Below are 17,003 nucleotides of genomic sequence, written 5' to 3' on the forward strand. Positions count from 1 at the left end.
AGTCCAGACTCAACCTGGACGGAAGACTTTACACAGCCGCAAGAACGTTATAACGTAAGGGATAAGAAGTTTAGCGTTACTGCCAAGAAGGAGATTATAAACCATGCAGGATCATTCCCACTCAAACTCGGCGGCTCTTAGGACAGCCGAAACGTATAACTCGCCACATTCGCCTGCGCAGCGTGTCTTGATTGTCACGGCGGTGGATGCCGAGAAAGATGCCGTGCTGCGCGGTCTGGGCCATGCAAGCGGATTTGATGTTATTGCAGGAGGAGTCGGTCCCGCTGCCACTGCTGCGGCGACTGCCCGCCAGCTCATACAGGTCTCTTATGATGTTGTCATCAGTGCAGGTATTGCCGGCGGATTTGCCGGCCAGGCTGAAGTCAGCTCCATTGTCATTGCGGATGCCATCATTGCAGCAGATCTCGGATCCGAAACCGAGGACGGCTTCAGCAGTGTCCAGGAGCTCGGCTTCGGTACGGACCGCATTCAAGTGGATACAGCGTCCGCCCGCAAGCTTGCGGGTGCCCTGAATCGGGCCGGTGCCGCCGTAACCCTCGGTCCTGTGCTCACGGTTTCCACGACCACAGGAACAGCGGCTTCGGCCGAACGACTGGTCAACCGGGTGCCAAACGCCGCCGCTGAGGCTATGGAAGGATTCGGCGTCGCCACGGCCGCCTCTGCCGCCGGCGTCCCCGTGCTCGAAATCCGTTCCATCTCCAACATGGTCGGTCCGCGGGACCGCAGCGCATGGAAGATCAAAGAAGCGCTGCAGGCGCTTGAAACCGCAAGCTCATTACTACCGGAGGTGTTACGATGAAAATCGCCTTTTCCCCATGTCCCAACGACACATTTGTATTCCACGCCCTGGCACACGGCTTGATCCCCGGTGCGCCCGAGCTTGACATATCCTATGCGGATATCGATATGACCAACCACTGGGCTGCTGAAGATCGAGAGCAAGATATTCTGAAAATATCCTATGCCGCGCTGCCCTGGGTGTTGGACGAGTATGCCCTGCTGCCGTGCGGCGGAGCACTCGGGCGCGGCTGCGGCCCGCTCGTTCTGACTGCGGACAAGCTGTCAGATGGAGGAACCCCCGCCAGTCCTGCTGCGCTCTCGGGCCGCCGGGTAGCCGTTCCAAGCGAACGCTCCACAGCGTATCTGTTGTTCCGTCTGTGGGCGGCACAGCAAATTCCGGGTGGCCTCGGCGAAATCGTGGTCATGCCGTTTGATCAGATTATGCCTGCCGTGCGGGATGGGGCTGTCGATGCCGGGCTTGTTATCCACGAGGCACGCTTTACCTATCCATCTTACGGATTGAAGCTGATGACGGATCTGGGCAGCTGGTGGGAGTCCGATACGAATCTGCCGATTCCGCTGGGAGCCATTGTAGCGCGCAGATCCCTGGACCTGGCAAGGATCTCGAACTGGATTCGCTCCTCGGTGGAATACGCCTGGGAACATCCTGAGGAATCCAGAGCCTATGTCCTTCAGCATGCACAGGAAATGGACCCCGACGTAGCCGATGCCCACATTGATCTGTACGTAAATCCATTTACGGCAGAGCTTGGCGAAGACGGTTATGCAGCGATTTCGGCCCTGTTGAATCGCGCGGCGGATGAAGGGCTTGTACCGCGAATCGATCCAGCCCTGCTGAAGCGTCCATAACAACAAACATTAGGAAAGAGGAAGGCCAAGGCCCGGTTCCACCGGAGCTTCCAGGCCTTCCTCTTTTTTTCCCAATACATGACCTCACGGACAAATTGTGCTAGAACTCCTCCTTGGATATGTAATCATTCAATTGCCGGTAAATCCCGATAATCTCATCCATGGGCATTCTCACAAGTCCGCTGGAGGAAGGGGCTACGAACTCATGAATGCCGTCGACAACCGAGTTTGGCTGGAGTCCCCAATCCACCCGTGAGCTGCCGCTGAATTCAGTATATACCCCTTTGCCGACAAAGCAGGCCACCTCCGGTCTGTATTCCGCCAGCTTCTCCCGCAGCGTCTCTCTTCCGAGCCTGTACTCGTCTCGGGTAATATCCTCAGCGCCTCGTGTGGGTCTGGCCACAATATTCGTAAACCCGTATCCTAATTTCAGCAGTTCCCCATCCTCTGACGCTTCATATAAACGCGGAGTCAAGCCGGACTTATGCAGAATCCTCCAAAAATTGTTGCGCGGGTTTGCATAGTGATGCCCAACTTCACCTGATCGCAGGCTGGGGTTAAAACCGATAAACACCAAGGTTAATCCATAGTCCAGATGGTCGCTGACTTCGTTCATTATGACTCCTCCTATCGTTACCTCTAGCCGATACGCTGCGGACGATGACGACCTTTAATGGGAGCTTGAGGCGGCATGGTTGTTGCGCTTGCGTATTTGGTGAATGCCCATGACCAGGGCAGCAAGTTCCCAGTCCCCCAGAGTATCGCTGTCATTCTGCAGCTCGAACGCACCAGGCTGAAGCCATCCGCTAATACGGGAAAACCGGGCTATTCCTCTCCCAGCGGTATCCGCAATTTCATATTCGTTCGAGTAGGCCGGTGACGTGATCTCATAGACACCGCGCGGTCCCGCGTCATATTCAAATTTCTTCGTAAAAAAACTCATCCGCATACGCAGCATGCCCAGCTCTTCCCCGTGCCCGTCAGCAATGTTCCATTTGTTAGAGAAGAAACGAAATGACCCGCTGCATACATGATCTCCTGAAGCATTATACACATCCAGGGAGGAGCCGAAAGCACTCTTCAAATCCAGACTCCCGATGATGCTGCCGTCCCTGTCCATCATATCTGTTCTACCTGCGTTAAAAAAGTTATCCTTAAAATATATACTCATACGCCTGTCTCCTTCCTTAATTCCTGCACGCCATGCACATCTGTTACCCGTTTAAACGATTCATCTGTTAAATTGTTTCAATTTCCCCAATGAAATTCGGGAACCGAGAGGTTTTTCCATTGTCTAATAAAATGAGGTGATGCTATTGGAGTACCTGAAACAAATGGTAGCCGTGAACGATCCGGGCTCTGTGCTAAACGGCTTGATGGAATCCTTCGGCCAGGACGTGTGGAACTATGCATTCTTCCTGACGAAACAGAGAGAAGCGGCAGATGATATCAGTCAGGACGTGTTCCTGAAGGCCTTTCAGCATTGGAATGATTTTCAGGGCAGAAGCTCTGTGAAGACCTGGCTCCTGACCATCACCCGCAACCTATCCTTGAATTATCTCAAGTCTTCTTATATGACCAGGGTGTCCTTAACCGGCTGGATAACCTCCAAGCAAACCGGACCTTCCGCGGAAAAAGAATTCATGGACGCTGCCGCAGTCTCGCAGATATGGAAATTCGTCTTGGAGCTGCCTCCGAAATACCGGGAGGTGCTCATTCTCGAATCCCACTACCGGCTGCCGCGAAAAGAGATGGCCGAACTGCTCGGAATTTCCGAAGGCACGATCAAATCCAGACTACACCGGGCTCGCATCCGAATGGAAAAGATGTTGAAAGGGGAGGATGTCCAATGAAAACTGAACAAGAACAGCAGCCGGACTGGATGCAGGAACTCGGTTCCTCTCCCTTTAACGAGCCGATGTTCACCAGCAGCATGAAATCCCGTGTGTTAAACAGCGCTGGCAGCAGCTCATTAATGAAAGACCGAACCATGCGGAGGTCCCCTGCCCGTTCGCGTTTCATGGCAGCAAGTATTCTTACCCTGCTTCTGATCGCTGCGGTTTGGGGGTGGCGCGAATCTCCTGCCCTTCAACAGCTTGTCCCGATCAAAGGTTTAGGGGGTTCGGCTGAATGGACTCCACACAACGTATATGCCGAGAACGGGGTAGATAAACTTCAGGCGATTCCGGGCGGAGATTTTGCCGCAGGCGCTCCAGCCGGTGCCTGGTGGAATTTGTTCACCCCGATACAAGAGCTGGAGGGTAAACATATCCGCATATCGGCCGTTCACCGGGATACAGGAACAACGCTCGAAGAGCTTGCCGAAACGGAGATTACTTCCGATATGGCTTACAATGACTTTACCCGGGTGTCTTCCCGCTTTGGCATGCCGCTCTCCGGTTTATGGAAATTCAATGTAATGGTGGATGATGAACCATACGGCGATATCGTGATTCATGTGCCTGACAGCAGCTGGGAACCAAGTCCAAGCTTCAAATCCGGCGTGTACGACATGACCGGCGTGGAAGGGCGCCTGGGCTTTATCAATCCGGGGTTTATCGCAGGTCAGCCGAATAAATACATGTGGCACTTCTGGGGACGCAGCGAAGAATTGACAGGGGACCTGTTCATTACGGCAGTAAAAAGAAATACAAGCAAGATCATCGATGTTTTTGAGACGACCTTGAGACCCGGAAAACATAATGGTGCCGATGCTGCCATACCCACCACCATGTCGCTGCCTTCGGCAGGGCAGTGGAGAATTATGGCCTCCATTAACGGTCAATTGTTCGGCAGTGTCATCGTTGAGGTCGATTCGCCATAACCCCCTCCATCCATTCATACGTGGGGCTCCTCATGAAAAAAGGCTGCCACGGTTCTGCAGAACATCTGCAATACCGGAGCAGCTTTTTTCATGAAGAAGAAATGATCATCTCATATTCCGCTTGTTCAATAGCCGTTAGCGACATTATGTGGCGTTCAAGGCTTCCTTGGGAACCTCGATTTTGCTGATCTCATCATGCTTGGAGTATGCGCTCTTCATTTTCATGTCAAGCGTTACCTTATCACCCTCTGCTGCCATCTCCATGACCATGTCCATATCGGTCGTCGCCGGCAGATACGTCTCCTTCTGTACGCCATATACAATGCTGATGCTCTTGATATCCATCTGATCCATCATCGCTTCCATCTGCGGATCGTTGCCTGCTTGATTCATCATCGTCTTGGCAAGTTCCTTCAGGTTATCCCCGGATACATCAGCCGTCAGGACATATACGTCCCCTTCTTCCGTCACTGTAAAATCCTTGGCTATCGCCTTAAACTGCTCCAACTGCTGCTCCGGACTTGCATTCGCCATGTCCAGGCTGTCCCGGATTTCCTTCTCGGACTCCGCCGGAACCTGCATCCATTGTCCGTCCATATGCATGTATATGCCGTCTTCCGTAATATACTGCTTCATCTCGACCTTGCCATCCGGGGAATCCATCGCGATGTTCTGCATCATCTCCATCGGCTCCAGCGTAATTTCCGAATCGAGTGACATATCGACATTCTGCTCCTGCTTCTCGGCACCCTCAATAACAATGTGCTGTTTTATATCGGCCTTCATGGCAAAACTCTTCAAGTTCTGAGAAGCTTCCGCTGATTTCTGAAGAAGCTCTTCTGCCGTCGGGGCGGCTTCCTCCTGCGGTTCTTCTGCAACCGGCGGCGTTTCGGCCGGGGTCGTAGTCTCTTGTCCGGTAGTTGGCGGTGCTGCGGCATCATCCCCGGCTTTGCTGTCATTGCCGCATGCGGCAATGCTCATCATCAAAATTGCTCCAAGTAATACGGCTGTCCATTTTTTCAATCGATTATCCTCCTAAAATATGTATTCCCGTGTACTTACCCAAATTTATACAATATGTAACATGTGTTGATCAAAATATTCGAAAAAGTTACACTAAACCTATTCTCATCAAGGAGCGTGCTCGATGGAAAACATTTTGGTTACCGGCTATCGGGCTCATGAGCTCGGTATTTACAATAACAAACACCAGGGCATCCCCTATATCCGCAAAGCGATTGCCAGCCGCTTGATTCCACTGCTCGAGGAGGGATTACAGTGGGTCATCACCCCTGGTCAATATGGCGTAGACCTGTGGGCCATTGAGGCTGCCATTGAACTAAAAGCCGAATATCCTCAGCTTAGATGCTCCATTCTGACGGCCTATCAGAATCCCGAGGAGCAGTGGAACGACGACAAGAAGGCCTACTTCCAGGAAGTGATGAAGGGGGTGGACTTCTATGCGCCTGTCAGCAAGAACAGCTATCAGGGACCTTGGCAATTTACGGCCAGAGACGATCTCCTCCTCCGTAAAACCGATGGCATTCTGCTCGTGTACGACGAAGATAACGGCGAAGCCAGCCCCAAGTTCATTAAAGAGCGCGCATTAAAGAAACAGGCCGCAGACGGCTACCGCTTCATCAGCATCGGGTCAGAGGAAATACAGGCCGTTGCCGACGAAGAGAATTCGTCGCAGGATTATTACTAAATGTCGTCAGCCCGATGACACAACCACTGCATGCCTCGAACGGCTTCCTCATTTTATTTCAATCTACGCCAAGCTCCTTACCAGCCAGCCATGGCTAACTTTCAGCATATCGGAGCGGCACTAAATACATATGAGAAGTGGTGGAGCATGAGGATTAACAAATATATCAGTCAAACGGGATTTTGCTCGCGCAGGGAGACCAACCGCTTGATTGCAGCCGGGCGCATTACGATCAACGGCAAGGTATGCGAAAAAGGGGCGGAGGTTGAGCCCGAGGATATCGTGCTCATCGATGGGCAGGAAATTCCTCATAACGATAGCGAGCCTGTGTACCTGGCCCTGAATAAACCGATGGGCATCGTCTGCACGGCAGCGGAAGAGGTGGAAGGAAACATCATTCGCTATGTGAATTACCCGTCGCGTATATTTGCCATCGGCAGGCTGGATAAAGCATCTGAAGGCTTGATTCTGCTCACGAACGATGGAGACATCGTGAACAAAATGATGCGCTCGGAGCATGATCATGAGAAAGAATATGTGGTAACCGTCGACAGACCCGTTACGGATGAATTTATGCGGAGGATGTCTCAAGGCGTTGAAATCCTGGACGTAGTAACCAAGCCATGCGAGGTTTTCAGGCAAAGCGAAGCGGTATTCCGCATTATTTTGACCCAGGGCCTTAATCTGCAAATCCGCAGAATGTGTAAGGCCCTGGGGTATAGAGTGCTGAAGCTGGAGCGCATCCGAATTATGAATATTACGCTGGATCAATTGGAACGGGGGAAGTGGCGGCATTTGGAGGAAAGGGAGCTCCATAAACTGCTGTTCATGCTGAACTAGAATGTTATACTGGCTGATTTCTTGGTGCTTCTGAACGTCAAACCAAAAAGCCATCTTTCAAAGAGGCTCACGCCGGAAGCTGATTCCGTCACCAGGTTGACGCCGTAAACCTGGTCTCGTGTCCGATTGAAAGATGGCTCTTTTCTATTTAAGCTCAGATGCTGCCTCTACGCCAGCAAATAATCATCAATGCTTGTATATGCGTATCCATGCGCTGCCGCAACCGCCTCATACGTCACTTTGCCGCCGATGGCATTAATGCCCTTCGCCAGTGCTTTATCATACCGGGCTGCGGAGCGGAGTCCTTTGCTAGCTATTCTCAAACCATAAGGTGCCGTTACATTAGTCAATGCCATGGTGGAGGTTCTGGCTACTGCGCCCGGCATGTTGGCTACGGCATAGTGAATGACGCCATGTTTCTCATAGGTAGGGTTGTCATGGGTTGTAATCCGGTCGATCGTCTCGATCGAGCCCCCTTGATCGATCGCCACATCCACGATGACCGATCCCGGGCTCATCTCCTTCACCATTTCTTCCGTTACGAGGCGCGGAGCCCGAGCACCGGGGATCAACACCGCTCCCACAACAAGATCCGCCGCCTTCACCGTCTCCGCAATGTGATACGGATCAGACATGATCGTTTTGACCCGCCCCTGGAACAGATCATCCAGCTGACGCAGCCGCCCCGGATTAATATCGAGAATGCTGACGTCCGCGCCGAGACCCAGAGCAATTCTTGCCGCATTGGTGCCAACGATTCCACCGCCAATCACCGCAACTTTGCCCGGCGCTACACCAGGAACGCCGCTTAGAAGAACGCCCTTGCCGCCATGCGCCTTCTCCAGGAAATGAGCACCGATTTGAATGGACATTCTTCCCGCCACTTCGCTCATCGGTGTAAGCAATGGCAGGCTGCCATCCGTCAGCTGTATCGTTTCGTAAGCAACAGCACTCACCTTCCGGTCAACCAGCGCTTTGGTCAGCTCGGGCTCGGGAGCCAGGTGCAGATAGGTGTACAGGATCATTTCCTCCTGAAAATAATCATACTCCTCCTGCAGGGGTTCCTTTACCTTCACAACCATTTCGGCTTTCCACGCATCTGCAGCCGTTGCAACCACCTTGGCACCAGCCGCTCTATAATCTTCATCTGTAAAGCCAATGCCAAGACCAGCCCCAGATTGTACAAGCACTTCGTGCCCCGCATTTTTAAAACTGATGACGGTACCCGGCGTCATGCCGACACGGCTTTCGTTATTTTTGATTTCTTTGGGAACCCCAATGATCATCCCCATGGCCTCCTTAGTGGTCAACTTTGCCTATCTAATTGCATTGTACCTATTTTTGCCCAAACTGTGTACCTGTCTAAGGTCAGGGATTGTCCATCCGATTTCATAACTATGTATCTACAGTATATGCAAATCCATAACTGGCTGCATACAAAAGATCACCTCTCTTTATGCGACTGAAGCGAATGTGCGTTATCCTTCTTGGCTTCAGCCCTTATGAGAGGTGATCATTCAGCTTGACTTCACGTCGATTTCAAGATGCTCACATACTACATGCATTCATTTCATGGCTTTCGTTAAAGTAACATGTTCACCGATGCGGTCTGCTGTTCATTTACCACATTAAGCTGGATGCGGCAGTTGCGGTCACACTTTCTCCCGATCCTTCCCTTTATCGGATTCGCCTGCATTTTTGTTGGCCGTATCCCGGTCGAGCTGCATCTCCTCCACGGTCTTGACCTTAAGTCTGGCGGCACCTTCATACTGAAGAGTCGGAATCAGGTTCCCGGCTGCAAGTCGCTTCTTCGCTGCGGCAATCGAATCCGCATACTGTGGAAGCCACGTTTCACCAGCAACCAGCATTTCATCAACCAGCTGCCAAATTTCCTTCGGATTGTTTACCGCTCCAATCAACGGATCCATCATAAACGCCTGACGAAGCAGCAGGTCGTCACCGTGAACCGCGGCTTCAACCGCCAATCGCTGAACCGATATACTCACGCTGCACACAGCCGCCGGTCCAAGCGGCAGCTCGCCTACCAGCGGCATGGAAACTCCGTTGCGGTCTACGTAACCCGGCGCTTCGATAATCGCATCATCCGGCAGATTGGAGATAATGCCTTCGTTCACGACATTAAAGTGTCCACGGTATACCCGGCCCGTTTCCAAGCCTTCAATGATGTAAGAGCCATGCTCCTCTCCCCGATGTTCGGGCCTAAATACCATGGCCGGATCCTTCATCCAGTTCGGAAAATCGGTCTCGAACCAGCTGCGACCCTCGGTGCAAACGCGTAAATATCCACCCGTCTCTCCATTAATCCAGCTGCCAAGATCAATCCACTCCGTAATTTCCTCCGGCCGCTTTCGGTACCATGGGACATATTCGCTGAGATGGCCATTGGATTCCGTACTGTAGTAGCCGAAGCGCCGCAGCATATCGATGCGTACCTTCTCTGTTTGGCTGTACTCCGGATGCCGTTCGAACGCCTCCAGCAGCCCGCTCGTCAAATCCTTGCCTTGATGAGAGGCTTGGATATACCAGGTTTGATGATTAATACCCGCGCAGACAATATCAACGTCTTGTTTCTTCAAGCCATACACCTCTGCGATTTGGTGGTGCCCATGCTGAACACCGTGACATAAACCAATCGTCCGCACACCGCCATACTGATGGCAGGCCCACGTCAGCATCGCCATCGGATTCGAATAATTCAGCAGCAGCGCATCGGGTGCACACATCTCCCGAATATCCTTGCATATGCTCAGCATCTCGGGAATTCCCCGCTGCCCGTACATAATGCCGCCTGCACACAGCGTGTCACCTACACACTGATCGATGCCATATTTCAGTGGAATCTCGATGTCCGTACGGAATGCTTCCAAGCCGCCAACGCGAATCGTACAAATGACATATTTGGCATCCTGCAGGGCTTGTCTTCGATCTGTGGAGGACTGAATCCTGATGGACAACCCGTTCTCGTCTATGTCTCTCTGGCACAATTCAGTAACCATATCGAGATTATGCCGACTGATGTCGGTGAAAGCCACTTCGATATTCCGAAATTCCGGCACAGTCAGCAGGTCACGCAGAATTCCCCGCGTAAAGCCGATGCTCCCTGCTCCGATAAATGCAACCTTAAATGACATTGTATCCTCTCCCAGCTACAAATGAGTTTGTAATCATTGTAGCAACCGATCAAAGGAAAGCGTTATCAATATCATGACCTCTTGAGCTAAACACCGTCAACAATCCTCACTTCTTCATAATCCCCTCACTTCGGTTCGCCGTATTTCCATGCATTCCGGTCTTGCTGGAGACGATATTCCACCGGCGTACTGCCTGTAAACTTCTTGAATAACAGATGGAAATACTGCCTGCTGCCAACACCCACATATTCCGATATTTCATGGATGGGGATATCGGTCCGCTCCAGCAGCATCTTGGCCTTCTCCATTCGAATTCTTGTCAAATACTCGGTAATTGTCCTGCCTGTCCCTCTGCGGAATACCCGATGCAAATACCCCGGATGCAAATTCACTTCCGCTGCTACGTCCTTCACCTGAATCGGCCGATCATAATTCTGATGTAAAAAATCGACACATCGTTTGATGTACAGTTCGCTCTGCTGCACATCGCTGCGCTCCCTTTCTTCATACAGGCGAGCGATGCATACGAGCAGCTGGATGAACAGCGCATGCGTCATCGTTCTACCATCTGTTCCTCTCCGATCGAGCTCAAGCACCAGACTTCTCAGAACCGGGTACACCTCCTCCTGATCGACTAGCACCAGGGAAGTGAACGGCCGGTTCAAGAGAAACATCACCTCTTCCTCCTCGCGCATAATCTGTCTTAAGGAAGGCGCTTTGCCAGCGCTCTCCATAAACCCGAATTCCACGTTCAGCATACGGCAGGAGGTCGTCTTCTCGACGATTAACCGGTGCGGAACCTCAGCATCCAGTAGGATAAACTCCCCTTTTTTCAGCGTGACACTCTTTTCCATATGGTTAGCCTTGACATCAATTCGGCATTCCCCTGAGATCATGTACATAATCTCGGTTGAATCATGCTGATGATACGGCATTTGATAGTCCTTCCACTGCTTATAATAATAGGCGTAGAATCGCGGGACGTAATCGCCCTTCTCAAGCATCTGCTGAAACAGGCTTCCATTCACGATTGACCTTCCTCCCCTCACACTGTGTAAGGATATATTCAAGAGCACCGGCCCACGGAATGGGATGGCTCCTCTTCTGCACTATAATGGATTCGATTTATATATAAAAAAAGCCTGGCCCTTGGGCCAAGCTTATCATCATTATGCTATCCGTGCTACGAGATTTTGAAGGCCGATACCGTATGATTCAGCTCTTCCGCGAGCTCGGCAAGCGACTGCGCGGTTGCAGCCGATTCCTCACTCGTAGCCGCCGTTTCCTCTGTGGACGAGGATATCGTTTCGATGGCAGTTGCCACTTCGGCGGCCTGTGCGGCCTGCTCTTCGCTGGCAGCTGCAATGTCCATCACTTTGCCGGCCGACTCATTCACCATACTTGTAATGTGGGCAAAGGCCTTCCCGGCTTTTTCCGTGTAGACGACGCCATGCTGAACCGCCTCCACGCTATCGGCCGTATTCTTCTGCATGCCCTTGATAATGTCGGCGATCTGCTTCGTGGCTCCTCCGCTTCGTTCCGCTAATTTGCGTACTTCATCCGCCACCACAGCGAAACCTCTCCCTTGATCCCCGGCACGTGCAGCCTCAATCGTGGCGTTAAGGGCCAGCAGGTTGGTCTGCTTGGCTATATCGTCGATCACTTCGATAATCTCGCCAATGCGCTGGGAGTCTGCTTCAAGCCTGGTGACATGCTCCCGCACCCGATTCATGCCTTCAACGGATTGCTGAACGATCCCGCTGCCTTCCGACGCAATTCCGGAAGTCTGGTTGACAAGCTCTGATGCAGCCGAAGCATCGCTTGCAACCGAGTTGATTGCATTCGACCATTCCTGGAACAATTCGCTGACCGTTTGCACGGATTCCGCCTGATTGCTGCTCCCGACCGCCAGCTCCTCCGCTCCGGCAGACAGCTGCTGGGAAGCAGCAGCTACGGACGCCGCATTCATATTCACTTTGCCGATCATTTCCTTCATACTCTCCAGCAGCTGGGCGAACACTCGGGACAATGTACCAATCTCATCCGATCTGCGAAGATACGCTGCAGGAACCTTCTGCGTAAAATCTCCCTTGGACATGAACTCGCCAATCGCAACGGATGCACCTAAAGGCTTCACGATGGAACTCGTTAACAGAATCACTACAGCCCCCATAGCCAACAAAGTGACCACGCCTGCCACTATAACAGACCGGGTCATGGCCTCTGAGTTCGCCGTAATCTCCTTCATCGGAATAATAATGGCGGCTGACCATGGCGTTTCTGTCAATCCGGTCTTAATTGGCGTGTACAACTTGTACAGATCAGGATCCTCCTCCACGTATACCTTGCCTTCCCGGATCGCATCCAGTATGAGCGGCACCGTCTCGCCAGGATAGGCTTTCCCCATCGTTTGTCCCATCAGACCGTCTTCAGGTGACGTCACGATAACGCCGGTGTTTGAATAAATATGTGCATACCCCGTATCAAACAGTTTGAACTGCTCCATAACACTCTGCAGATGTGCCAAGGAGATATCGACTCCGACCACACCAACCGTCTTTCCGTTATCGATAATGGGAACAACAAGCGATGTCATCATGACGTCTTCGTTGCCTACCTTAAAGACATACGGATCCATGATGATTTCTTTTCCGCTATTTTTGGCAAGAAGATAGAAGTCCCCCTCCCCTTCCTGCTCGTAATCTTCGATAGGTGTGTGCTCGAGCCCCGAATCCGTTCTTGCCCAGTATGACATCAACCGTCCGGAGTAATCACTGCCGAGCTTGTTTATATAATCAGCGTCCTGTCCATCAAAGGCATCCGGCTCCCATAAAGTCCAGAGCCCTTTCCAGGATGGATTGGCTTCCAGGTTTCTTCTTAATATTTCGTTAACGGCTGCCCGATTCGTGATATCCGTCTCTTTCATGCCAACTAAGCTTACGGCCAAGGTACGTGCCGAATTCATAACGTCATCCAGTTCCGCTTGAACGAGGGTGCCGATCTTCTCACTTGTTGTCATTGCCAGCGTCCTCGCTGAATCCAGAGCCTCTTCCTTCGTTGTGATACTGATGTAGGTCATCATGCTTGCCAAAAAAATGGTGATTGACCCCAAAATAACAACTAACATGCGAGTCCGGAGTTTCATCGCAAACAGAGATTTAAGAAATTTCCATGATTTCATGTTGAGTCACCCTCGCTTCTTCCTGCTGTTAAATTCATTCCACTCTTCTTCAAGCTGCACTAGAATCTCCTCAATCTCTTCCGGTGACAAGAGGTCGTCAACATCATAATCAAATAGGTCCTTTGTCATGCCGCAAGCTTTCACCTCTCCTACTTATAGACTACGTTCATCCAGTACAATAAGCATATACACTTGCATACCGTTCGTAACCGAAATTCTATTGCGTGATCGCGCAAGAATTTTGCGGGCCAACTTGCGGTTCTTGTCGAAAAACAAAGAATTGACGTCTCTTCATTCGGAGGACGCTTGCGAAATATGGCTTGCCTAAGAAAATCTCTATCCCATTTGGACAAAATCGGAATCTGACAGAATTCCCATTTGCTTGGCCTTGAGAGCAGCCTCAATGCGCGACTTCACATTCAACTTCTGAAACAGATTGGTTAAACAATACTCCAGCGAGCGCTGGCTCATGATCACCGTTCCCGCAATCTCTTTGTTGCTCTTCCCCCTGGCAATCTCCTTCAGAATGCTATATTCTTTATCCGTTATAGACTGAGCTTCTGTCCCCCCCGATGTCCGTTCAGAACCATTGGCAGTAACCCGCCGAAGCTGCTTCACGAGTGTCAGCGGCAGCACCACCTCTCCACGCAGTGCACACCGAACGGCCGTGACCAGCTGCTCTTTCCCCGAAGTCTTCGAGACGAAACCAGCCATACCGGCCTCCATGATCAAGTTATAATGATTGCTGACTTCAAAGCCTGTATAGATCAGCATCACCGCATCCGGAACGATCTGGAGAATCTGCTTGGCTAGATCGATTCCGTTCATGCCCGGCATATGCATATCAATCAGCATCACATCAAAATGAACCATTCTCACCAGCTCCAGCGCCCGCTCCGGCGTATTAGCCAGCTTCACAAACATATCCTTCTCCTGCTCAAGCAGCACCTTGGTCCCCTCCATCACCGAGGGATGGTCATCCACTAATAAAATTTCAATCATCGTTTTCCATGACTCCTTCAATCTGGTATTCTTGCTTAACATGGATGAACCGCCGGGATGTTTAACCGCTATGCTTCGGTTTCTCGCCGTTTGCTGCGGTCTCTTGCGATTTCATTTGGCGGACCCTCATTTTGCCGTTATCTGGATGTAAACAGCCAACCCCCCGCTGTCCGACGATTCGAATTGGATTTTACCGTTCATGCTCCTCACCCGTTCCTTCATGCCGCCGATCCCCATATTGTTGAATTGATTGGGCTTCTGGGTCCGGTCGATTCCAATTCCGTTATCTTCATAACTAAGGCTGACTTCATCCGACTGGGTGGACAAAGTGAGTTTCACCTCGGTTGCATTGGAATGCTTGGTGGCATTCGCAAGCAGCTCCTGTACGATTCTGTACAGTCCGATTAAATGGTCATCGCTAATATCATCATCGAAGTTCGAACAGTCGAACTGTATGGAATAATTCGTACGAAGCTGCGTGAACTCAAATAAAGCTTCCAAGGAGCGCTCAAGTCCCTCTTCCTTAAGCAGCGGAGGGCGAAGCTCATTGCACGTGATTCGAATCTGATAAATCACGTCCAGAAGTCCCTCCTCGATCTCCTCCAGCTGCCGCCGCAGCCCTTCCGGCAGTTCATGATCCGATACAATCTGATTTAATTTCCTGTACCATATAATCTGCTCCTGGAGCGCCGCATCATGAAGATCCTGGGACAGTCGCTTGCGCTCATTCTCGGACAAATGCAGCATGAGCCTCAGCAGCCAAAGGGGCATAATCTGCTGCGAGGAACCCAGCTTGTCCAGCTCCCTTGTCAAATCCTCGATGACGCGGAAGTTATCATAAAGGACGCTGGCATACCGGGAAATGGTCTCCAGCCATATTTTCTTGGCCTGAATCATTAACAGCGGGACTTCTCCCCCGATGCAGACCATGCTGGTATCTCCGTTCATTTCACCAATCTTGACAAAATATCCGTCACACATCTCAAACAGTTTGCAGAGAGGAATATGCTCAGGACCACAATTATGGATTGCTGTAAGAACCCCTGGAGGCAGCACTTTACAGCCGCCTTGTATCTTGATGTGCAGGCTGTGGTGATTGATCTGAATGAGGCTCACCCGATCAGTCTCCAGCACTTCCTGGATTTCCTGTACGATACGGGCATTCAATTCGCTGATTTTAACCATGCCGAAGAGGTCGGAGGAGAATCGGTCCAGGCTCATCTGCAGCCGGAAATACCGGTCCTCGCTCTCTCGGACAAGCCGCTCTGCCGCGATCCGCTCCCGCTCGGCCTTCTTCTTTTCTGTAATATCCCGAATAATGGTGAGTGCTGTATTATGGCCTATATAAGGAATTCGAGTTGTGACTGCCTCAATATCAATAATCGTCCCATCCAGCCGGACCAGCTTATTCTCAGTGAGCTGTGAGGTCATCCCGCTTTCGTACACATGTTCAACCTCGGAAATAACGAACTCAATCTGGTCAGTAGGAATAACATCCAGAAAAGAGGTCCCATCCAATTGCGCGACATCAGTTATCCCTAATAAGTCGAAGCCTGCAGGATTCGCATAAATATAAGCAAAATCCGAGTGCAGGAACATCGCAACCGGTGCAATATCCAGGATATGGCGGTTGATACGATCACTCTCCATCAAGGCTCGCTCCGCTGACTTGCGGGCCGTAATATCCTCGAAGAAAATCTCGATCGTGGTCGATTCCGCATCATACAGTGCCGTTGTCACCACATCGACCCTTGCCCCGTCAACCCGTCTTAAAGACAATTCCTCCGGGAAAACATGGCCTTTGCGGATCAGCTCCGCATGCCGTTTACGTGCCCATTCCTCATAAGAATTCAGCACCCAGTCCCAGGGATCGGTACCCAGGATATCCTCAGGACCTGCCGCCCCCAGGATTCGGAGTCCCGCCGGATTTACGTACATGAGCTTGCGTTCCTTGCACACCGCGATGGCTATAGGCGACATCTCCACGAGCCTGCGATACCGATTCATGCTTTCTTTGAGTGCTATCTCCATCTTCTTGCATTCGGTAATATCATACAGCGCCTCTTCCATGCGAAAGCGTGAAGTAATATCAATCGCAATGCCATCGACCCGTGCTGTCTGCCTGCTTTCGTTCATCGTTGGAATCATTTTCACCTGGACCCAGCGAATATCCCCTTCCGCGTGAATAATCCGGTATTCCGTATGAACAGCCTCGCCATGCCGAAGCTTGTGTACTAAAGATTGAAACAGCGGCATATCCTCCGGATGGATCATCGTTTCCCAGGTTAGCCCATCCGAGAAATCACTCCGTGAATAGCCTGTGATCTTTTGAAAGGCCAATGAAGTATTCATGATACTCCTTGTGCCGATATCGTATGACCAAATACCTACATCCAGCGTAAGCAGCATTTCGTCAAGCATATGAAATCTGCCTTCGGCAAGGTCCAATGACTGACGGCTTAACCTGCGCGGATAACGGTATCTATATAAGAACATCGTGAAGGTGGTCGTTAAGATGACCAGGATTAGCGTTGCAGTTCCAAGGAAGTAGTTACACATGCTGCTCTATTGTCCCCTTATGAAGTAAACTCACCGGTCGTTAGACGAGCGGTGCACCCCGAGTTG

The 17,003-nt window shown here is 51.3% G+C and carries 16 protein-coding genes; 6 read left to right on the forward strand and 10 right to left on the reverse strand.

The window, feature by feature from the left end; genetic code table 11:
- The first annotated feature begins 103 nt into the window (after window positions 1–103).
- Window positions 104–820, forward strand: coding sequence for a futalosine hydrolase (locus tag M2277_RS15195; protein WP_280755087.1), 717 nt, complete (start codon window positions 104–106; stop codon window positions 818–820).
- Complete coding sequence (locus M2277_RS15200) at window positions 817–1,671, forward strand: 1,4-dihydroxy-6-naphtoate synthase (RefSeq protein ID WP_063478812.1); 855 nt, start codon at window positions 817–819, stop codon at window positions 1,669–1,671. The genes M2277_RS15195 and M2277_RS15200 overlap by 4 nt, the downstream gene beginning before the upstream one ends.
- A 100-nt stretch (window positions 1,672–1,771) precedes the next feature.
- Here M2277_RS15200 and M2277_RS15205 read toward each other — a convergent pair whose 3' ends face one another.
- Both M2277_RS15205 and M2277_RS15210 read right to left on the reverse strand, forming a co-directional pair.
- Window positions 1,772–2,287 (reverse strand): mismatch-specific DNA-glycosylase, encoded by a 516-nt coding sequence (locus M2277_RS15205; RefSeq protein WP_006208654.1) that lies wholly within the window; start codon window positions 2,285–2,287, stop codon window positions 1,772–1,774.
- A gap of 54 nt (window positions 2,288–2,341) precedes the next feature.
- Entirely contained in the window at window positions 2,342–2,842 is a 501-nt protein-coding gene (locus tag M2277_RS15210) for a hypothetical protein (RefSeq protein ID WP_148248018.1), read from the reverse strand.
- A 163-nt stretch (window positions 2,843–3,005) separates the two neighbouring features.
- Between M2277_RS15210 and M2277_RS15215 the strand changes: the two genes are divergently transcribed.
- Both M2277_RS15215 and M2277_RS15220 read left to right on the forward strand, forming a co-directional pair.
- Entirely contained in the window at window positions 3,006–3,524 is a 519-nt protein-coding gene (locus tag M2277_RS15215; RefSeq protein WP_280755193.1) for an RNA polymerase sigma factor, read from the forward strand.
- Window positions 3,521–4,495 carry a DUF4871 domain-containing protein gene (locus M2277_RS15220; RefSeq protein ID WP_148248019.1) on the forward strand — a complete coding sequence of 325 codons (975 nt, stop codon included), beginning with the start codon at window positions 3,521–3,523 and terminating at the stop codon, window positions 4,493–4,495. Before M2277_RS15215 ends, M2277_RS15220 begins: the two co-directional genes overlap by 4 nt.
- Window positions 4,496–4,639: 144 nt before the next feature.
- On the opposite strand, the gene M2277_RS15225 is transcribed toward M2277_RS15220, so the two are convergent.
- Window positions 4,640–5,518 (reverse strand): DUF6612 family protein, encoded by an 879-nt coding sequence (locus M2277_RS15225; protein WP_063478809.1) that lies wholly within the window; start codon window positions 5,516–5,518, stop codon window positions 4,640–4,642.
- 124 nt (window positions 5,519–5,642) lie between these two features.
- Here M2277_RS15225 and M2277_RS15230 point away from each other — a divergent pair, with 124 nt between their 5' ends.
- Window positions 5,643–6,203 (forward strand): SLOG family protein, encoded by a 561-nt coding sequence (locus tag M2277_RS15230; RefSeq protein WP_036641224.1) that lies wholly within the window; start codon window positions 5,643–5,645, stop codon window positions 6,201–6,203.
- A gap of 147 nt (window positions 6,204–6,350) precedes the next feature.
- Window positions 6,351–7,043 carry a pseudouridine synthase gene (locus M2277_RS15235; RefSeq protein ID WP_063478808.1) on the forward strand — a complete coding sequence of 231 codons (693 nt, stop codon included), beginning with the start codon at window positions 6,351–6,353 and terminating at the stop codon, window positions 7,041–7,043.
- 167 nt (window positions 7,044–7,210) lie between these two features.
- Here the strand turns inward: M2277_RS15235 and ald are convergent, their stop codons facing one another.
- From ald to M2277_RS15270, 7 genes are all read right to left on the reverse strand, one after another.
- Complete coding sequence (gene ald / locus M2277_RS15240) at window positions 7,211–8,329, reverse strand: alanine dehydrogenase (protein ID WP_006208647.1); 1,119 nt, start codon at window positions 8,327–8,329, stop codon at window positions 7,211–7,213.
- Between the two features lie 366 nt (window positions 8,330–8,695).
- Window positions 8,696–10,195: an alpha-glucosidase/alpha-galactosidase gene (melA, locus tag M2277_RS15245; RefSeq protein WP_152827531.1), complete on the reverse strand. Its 1,500-nt coding sequence runs from the start codon at window positions 10,193–10,195 to the stop codon at window positions 8,696–8,698.
- Window positions 10,196–10,320: 125 nt separating this feature from the next.
- On the reverse strand, window positions 10,321–11,223 hold the full coding sequence (locus tag M2277_RS15250) for a helix-turn-helix transcriptional regulator (RefSeq protein WP_280755088.1): 903 nt from the start codon (window positions 11,221–11,223) through the stop codon (window positions 10,321–10,323).
- A gap of 155 nt (window positions 11,224–11,378) precedes the next feature.
- Window positions 11,379–13,376 carry a methyl-accepting chemotaxis protein gene (locus M2277_RS15255; RefSeq protein ID WP_280755089.1) on the reverse strand — a complete coding sequence of 666 codons (1,998 nt, stop codon included), beginning with the start codon at window positions 13,374–13,376 and terminating at the stop codon, window positions 11,379–11,381.
- A 6-nt stretch (window positions 13,377–13,382) separates the two neighbouring features.
- Window positions 13,383–13,505, reverse strand: a complete 123-nt coding sequence (locus M2277_RS15260; protein WP_255308658.1) for a hypothetical protein — start codon at window positions 13,503–13,505, stop codon at window positions 13,383–13,385.
- Window positions 13,506–13,712: 207 nt separating this feature from the next.
- The gene (locus M2277_RS15265) at window positions 13,713–14,378 is read right to left on the reverse strand and encodes a response regulator (RefSeq protein ID WP_006208643.1); all 666 of its coding nucleotides are present in this window, start codon (window positions 14,376–14,378) and stop codon (window positions 13,713–13,715) included.
- A 126-nt stretch (window positions 14,379–14,504) separates the two neighbouring features.
- Window positions 14,505–16,937, reverse strand: a complete 2,433-nt coding sequence (locus M2277_RS15270; protein ID WP_280755090.1) for a sensor histidine kinase — start codon at window positions 16,935–16,937, stop codon at window positions 14,505–14,507.
- Between the last annotated feature and the right edge of the window lie 66 nt (window positions 16,938–17,003).

The sequence above is a fragment of the Paenibacillus sp. LBL genome, assembly GCF_029893715.1.
GTDB lineage: Bacteria > Bacillota > Bacilli > Paenibacillales > Paenibacillaceae > Paenibacillus_AQ > Paenibacillus_AQ glucanolyticus.

What these genes read in the sequence shown, in the direction of transcription:
- M2277_RS15195 (WP_280755087.1), top strand. Translation starts at nt 104, where the DNA reads ATGCAGGATCATTCCCACTCAAACTCGGCGGCTCTTAGGACAGCCGAA.
- M2277_RS15200 (WP_063478812.1), top strand. Translation starts at nt 817, where the DNA reads ATGAAAATCGCCTTTTCCCCATGTCCCAACGACACATTTGTATTCCAC.
- M2277_RS15205 (WP_006208654.1), bottom strand. Translation starts at nt 2,287, where the DNA reads ATGAACGAAGTCAGCGACCATCTGGACTATGGATTAACCTTGGTGTTT.
- M2277_RS15210 (WP_148248018.1), bottom strand. Translation starts at nt 2,842, where the DNA reads ATGAGTATATATTTTAAGGATAACTTTTTTAACGCAGGTAGAACAGAT.
- M2277_RS15215 (WP_280755193.1), top strand. Translation starts at nt 3,006, where the DNA reads ATGGTAGCCGTGAACGATCCGGGCTCTGTGCTAAACGGCTTGATGGAA.
- M2277_RS15220 (WP_148248019.1), top strand. Translation starts at nt 3,521, where the DNA reads ATGAAAACTGAACAAGAACAGCAGCCGGACTGGATGCAGGAACTCGGT.
- M2277_RS15230 (WP_036641224.1), top strand. Translation starts at nt 5,643, where the DNA reads ATGGAAAACATTTTGGTTACCGGCTATCGGGCTCATGAGCTCGGTATT.
- M2277_RS15235 (WP_063478808.1), top strand. Translation starts at nt 6,351, where the DNA reads ATGAGGATTAACAAATATATCAGTCAAACGGGATTTTGCTCGCGCAGG.
- ald (WP_006208647.1), bottom strand. Translation starts at nt 8,329, where the DNA reads ATGATCATTGGGGTTCCCAAAGAAATCAAAAATAACGAAAGCCGTGTC.
- melA (WP_152827531.1), bottom strand. Translation starts at nt 10,195, where the DNA reads ATGTCATTTAAGGTTGCATTTATCGGAGCAGGGAGCATCGGCTTTACG.
- M2277_RS15255 (WP_280755089.1), bottom strand. Translation starts at nt 13,376, where the DNA reads ATGAAATCATGGAAATTTCTTAAATCTCTGTTTGCGATGAAACTCCGG.
- M2277_RS15260 (WP_255308658.1), bottom strand. Translation starts at nt 13,505, where the DNA reads ATGACAAAGGACCTATTTGATTATGATGTTGACGACCTCTTGTCACCG.
- M2277_RS15265 (WP_006208643.1), bottom strand. Translation starts at nt 14,378, where the DNA reads ATGATTGAAATTTTATTAGTGGATGACCATCCCTCGGTGATGGAGGGG.
- M2277_RS15270 (WP_280755090.1), bottom strand. Translation starts at nt 16,937, where the DNA reads ATGTGTAACTACTTCCTTGGAACTGCAACGCTAATCCTGGTCATCTTA.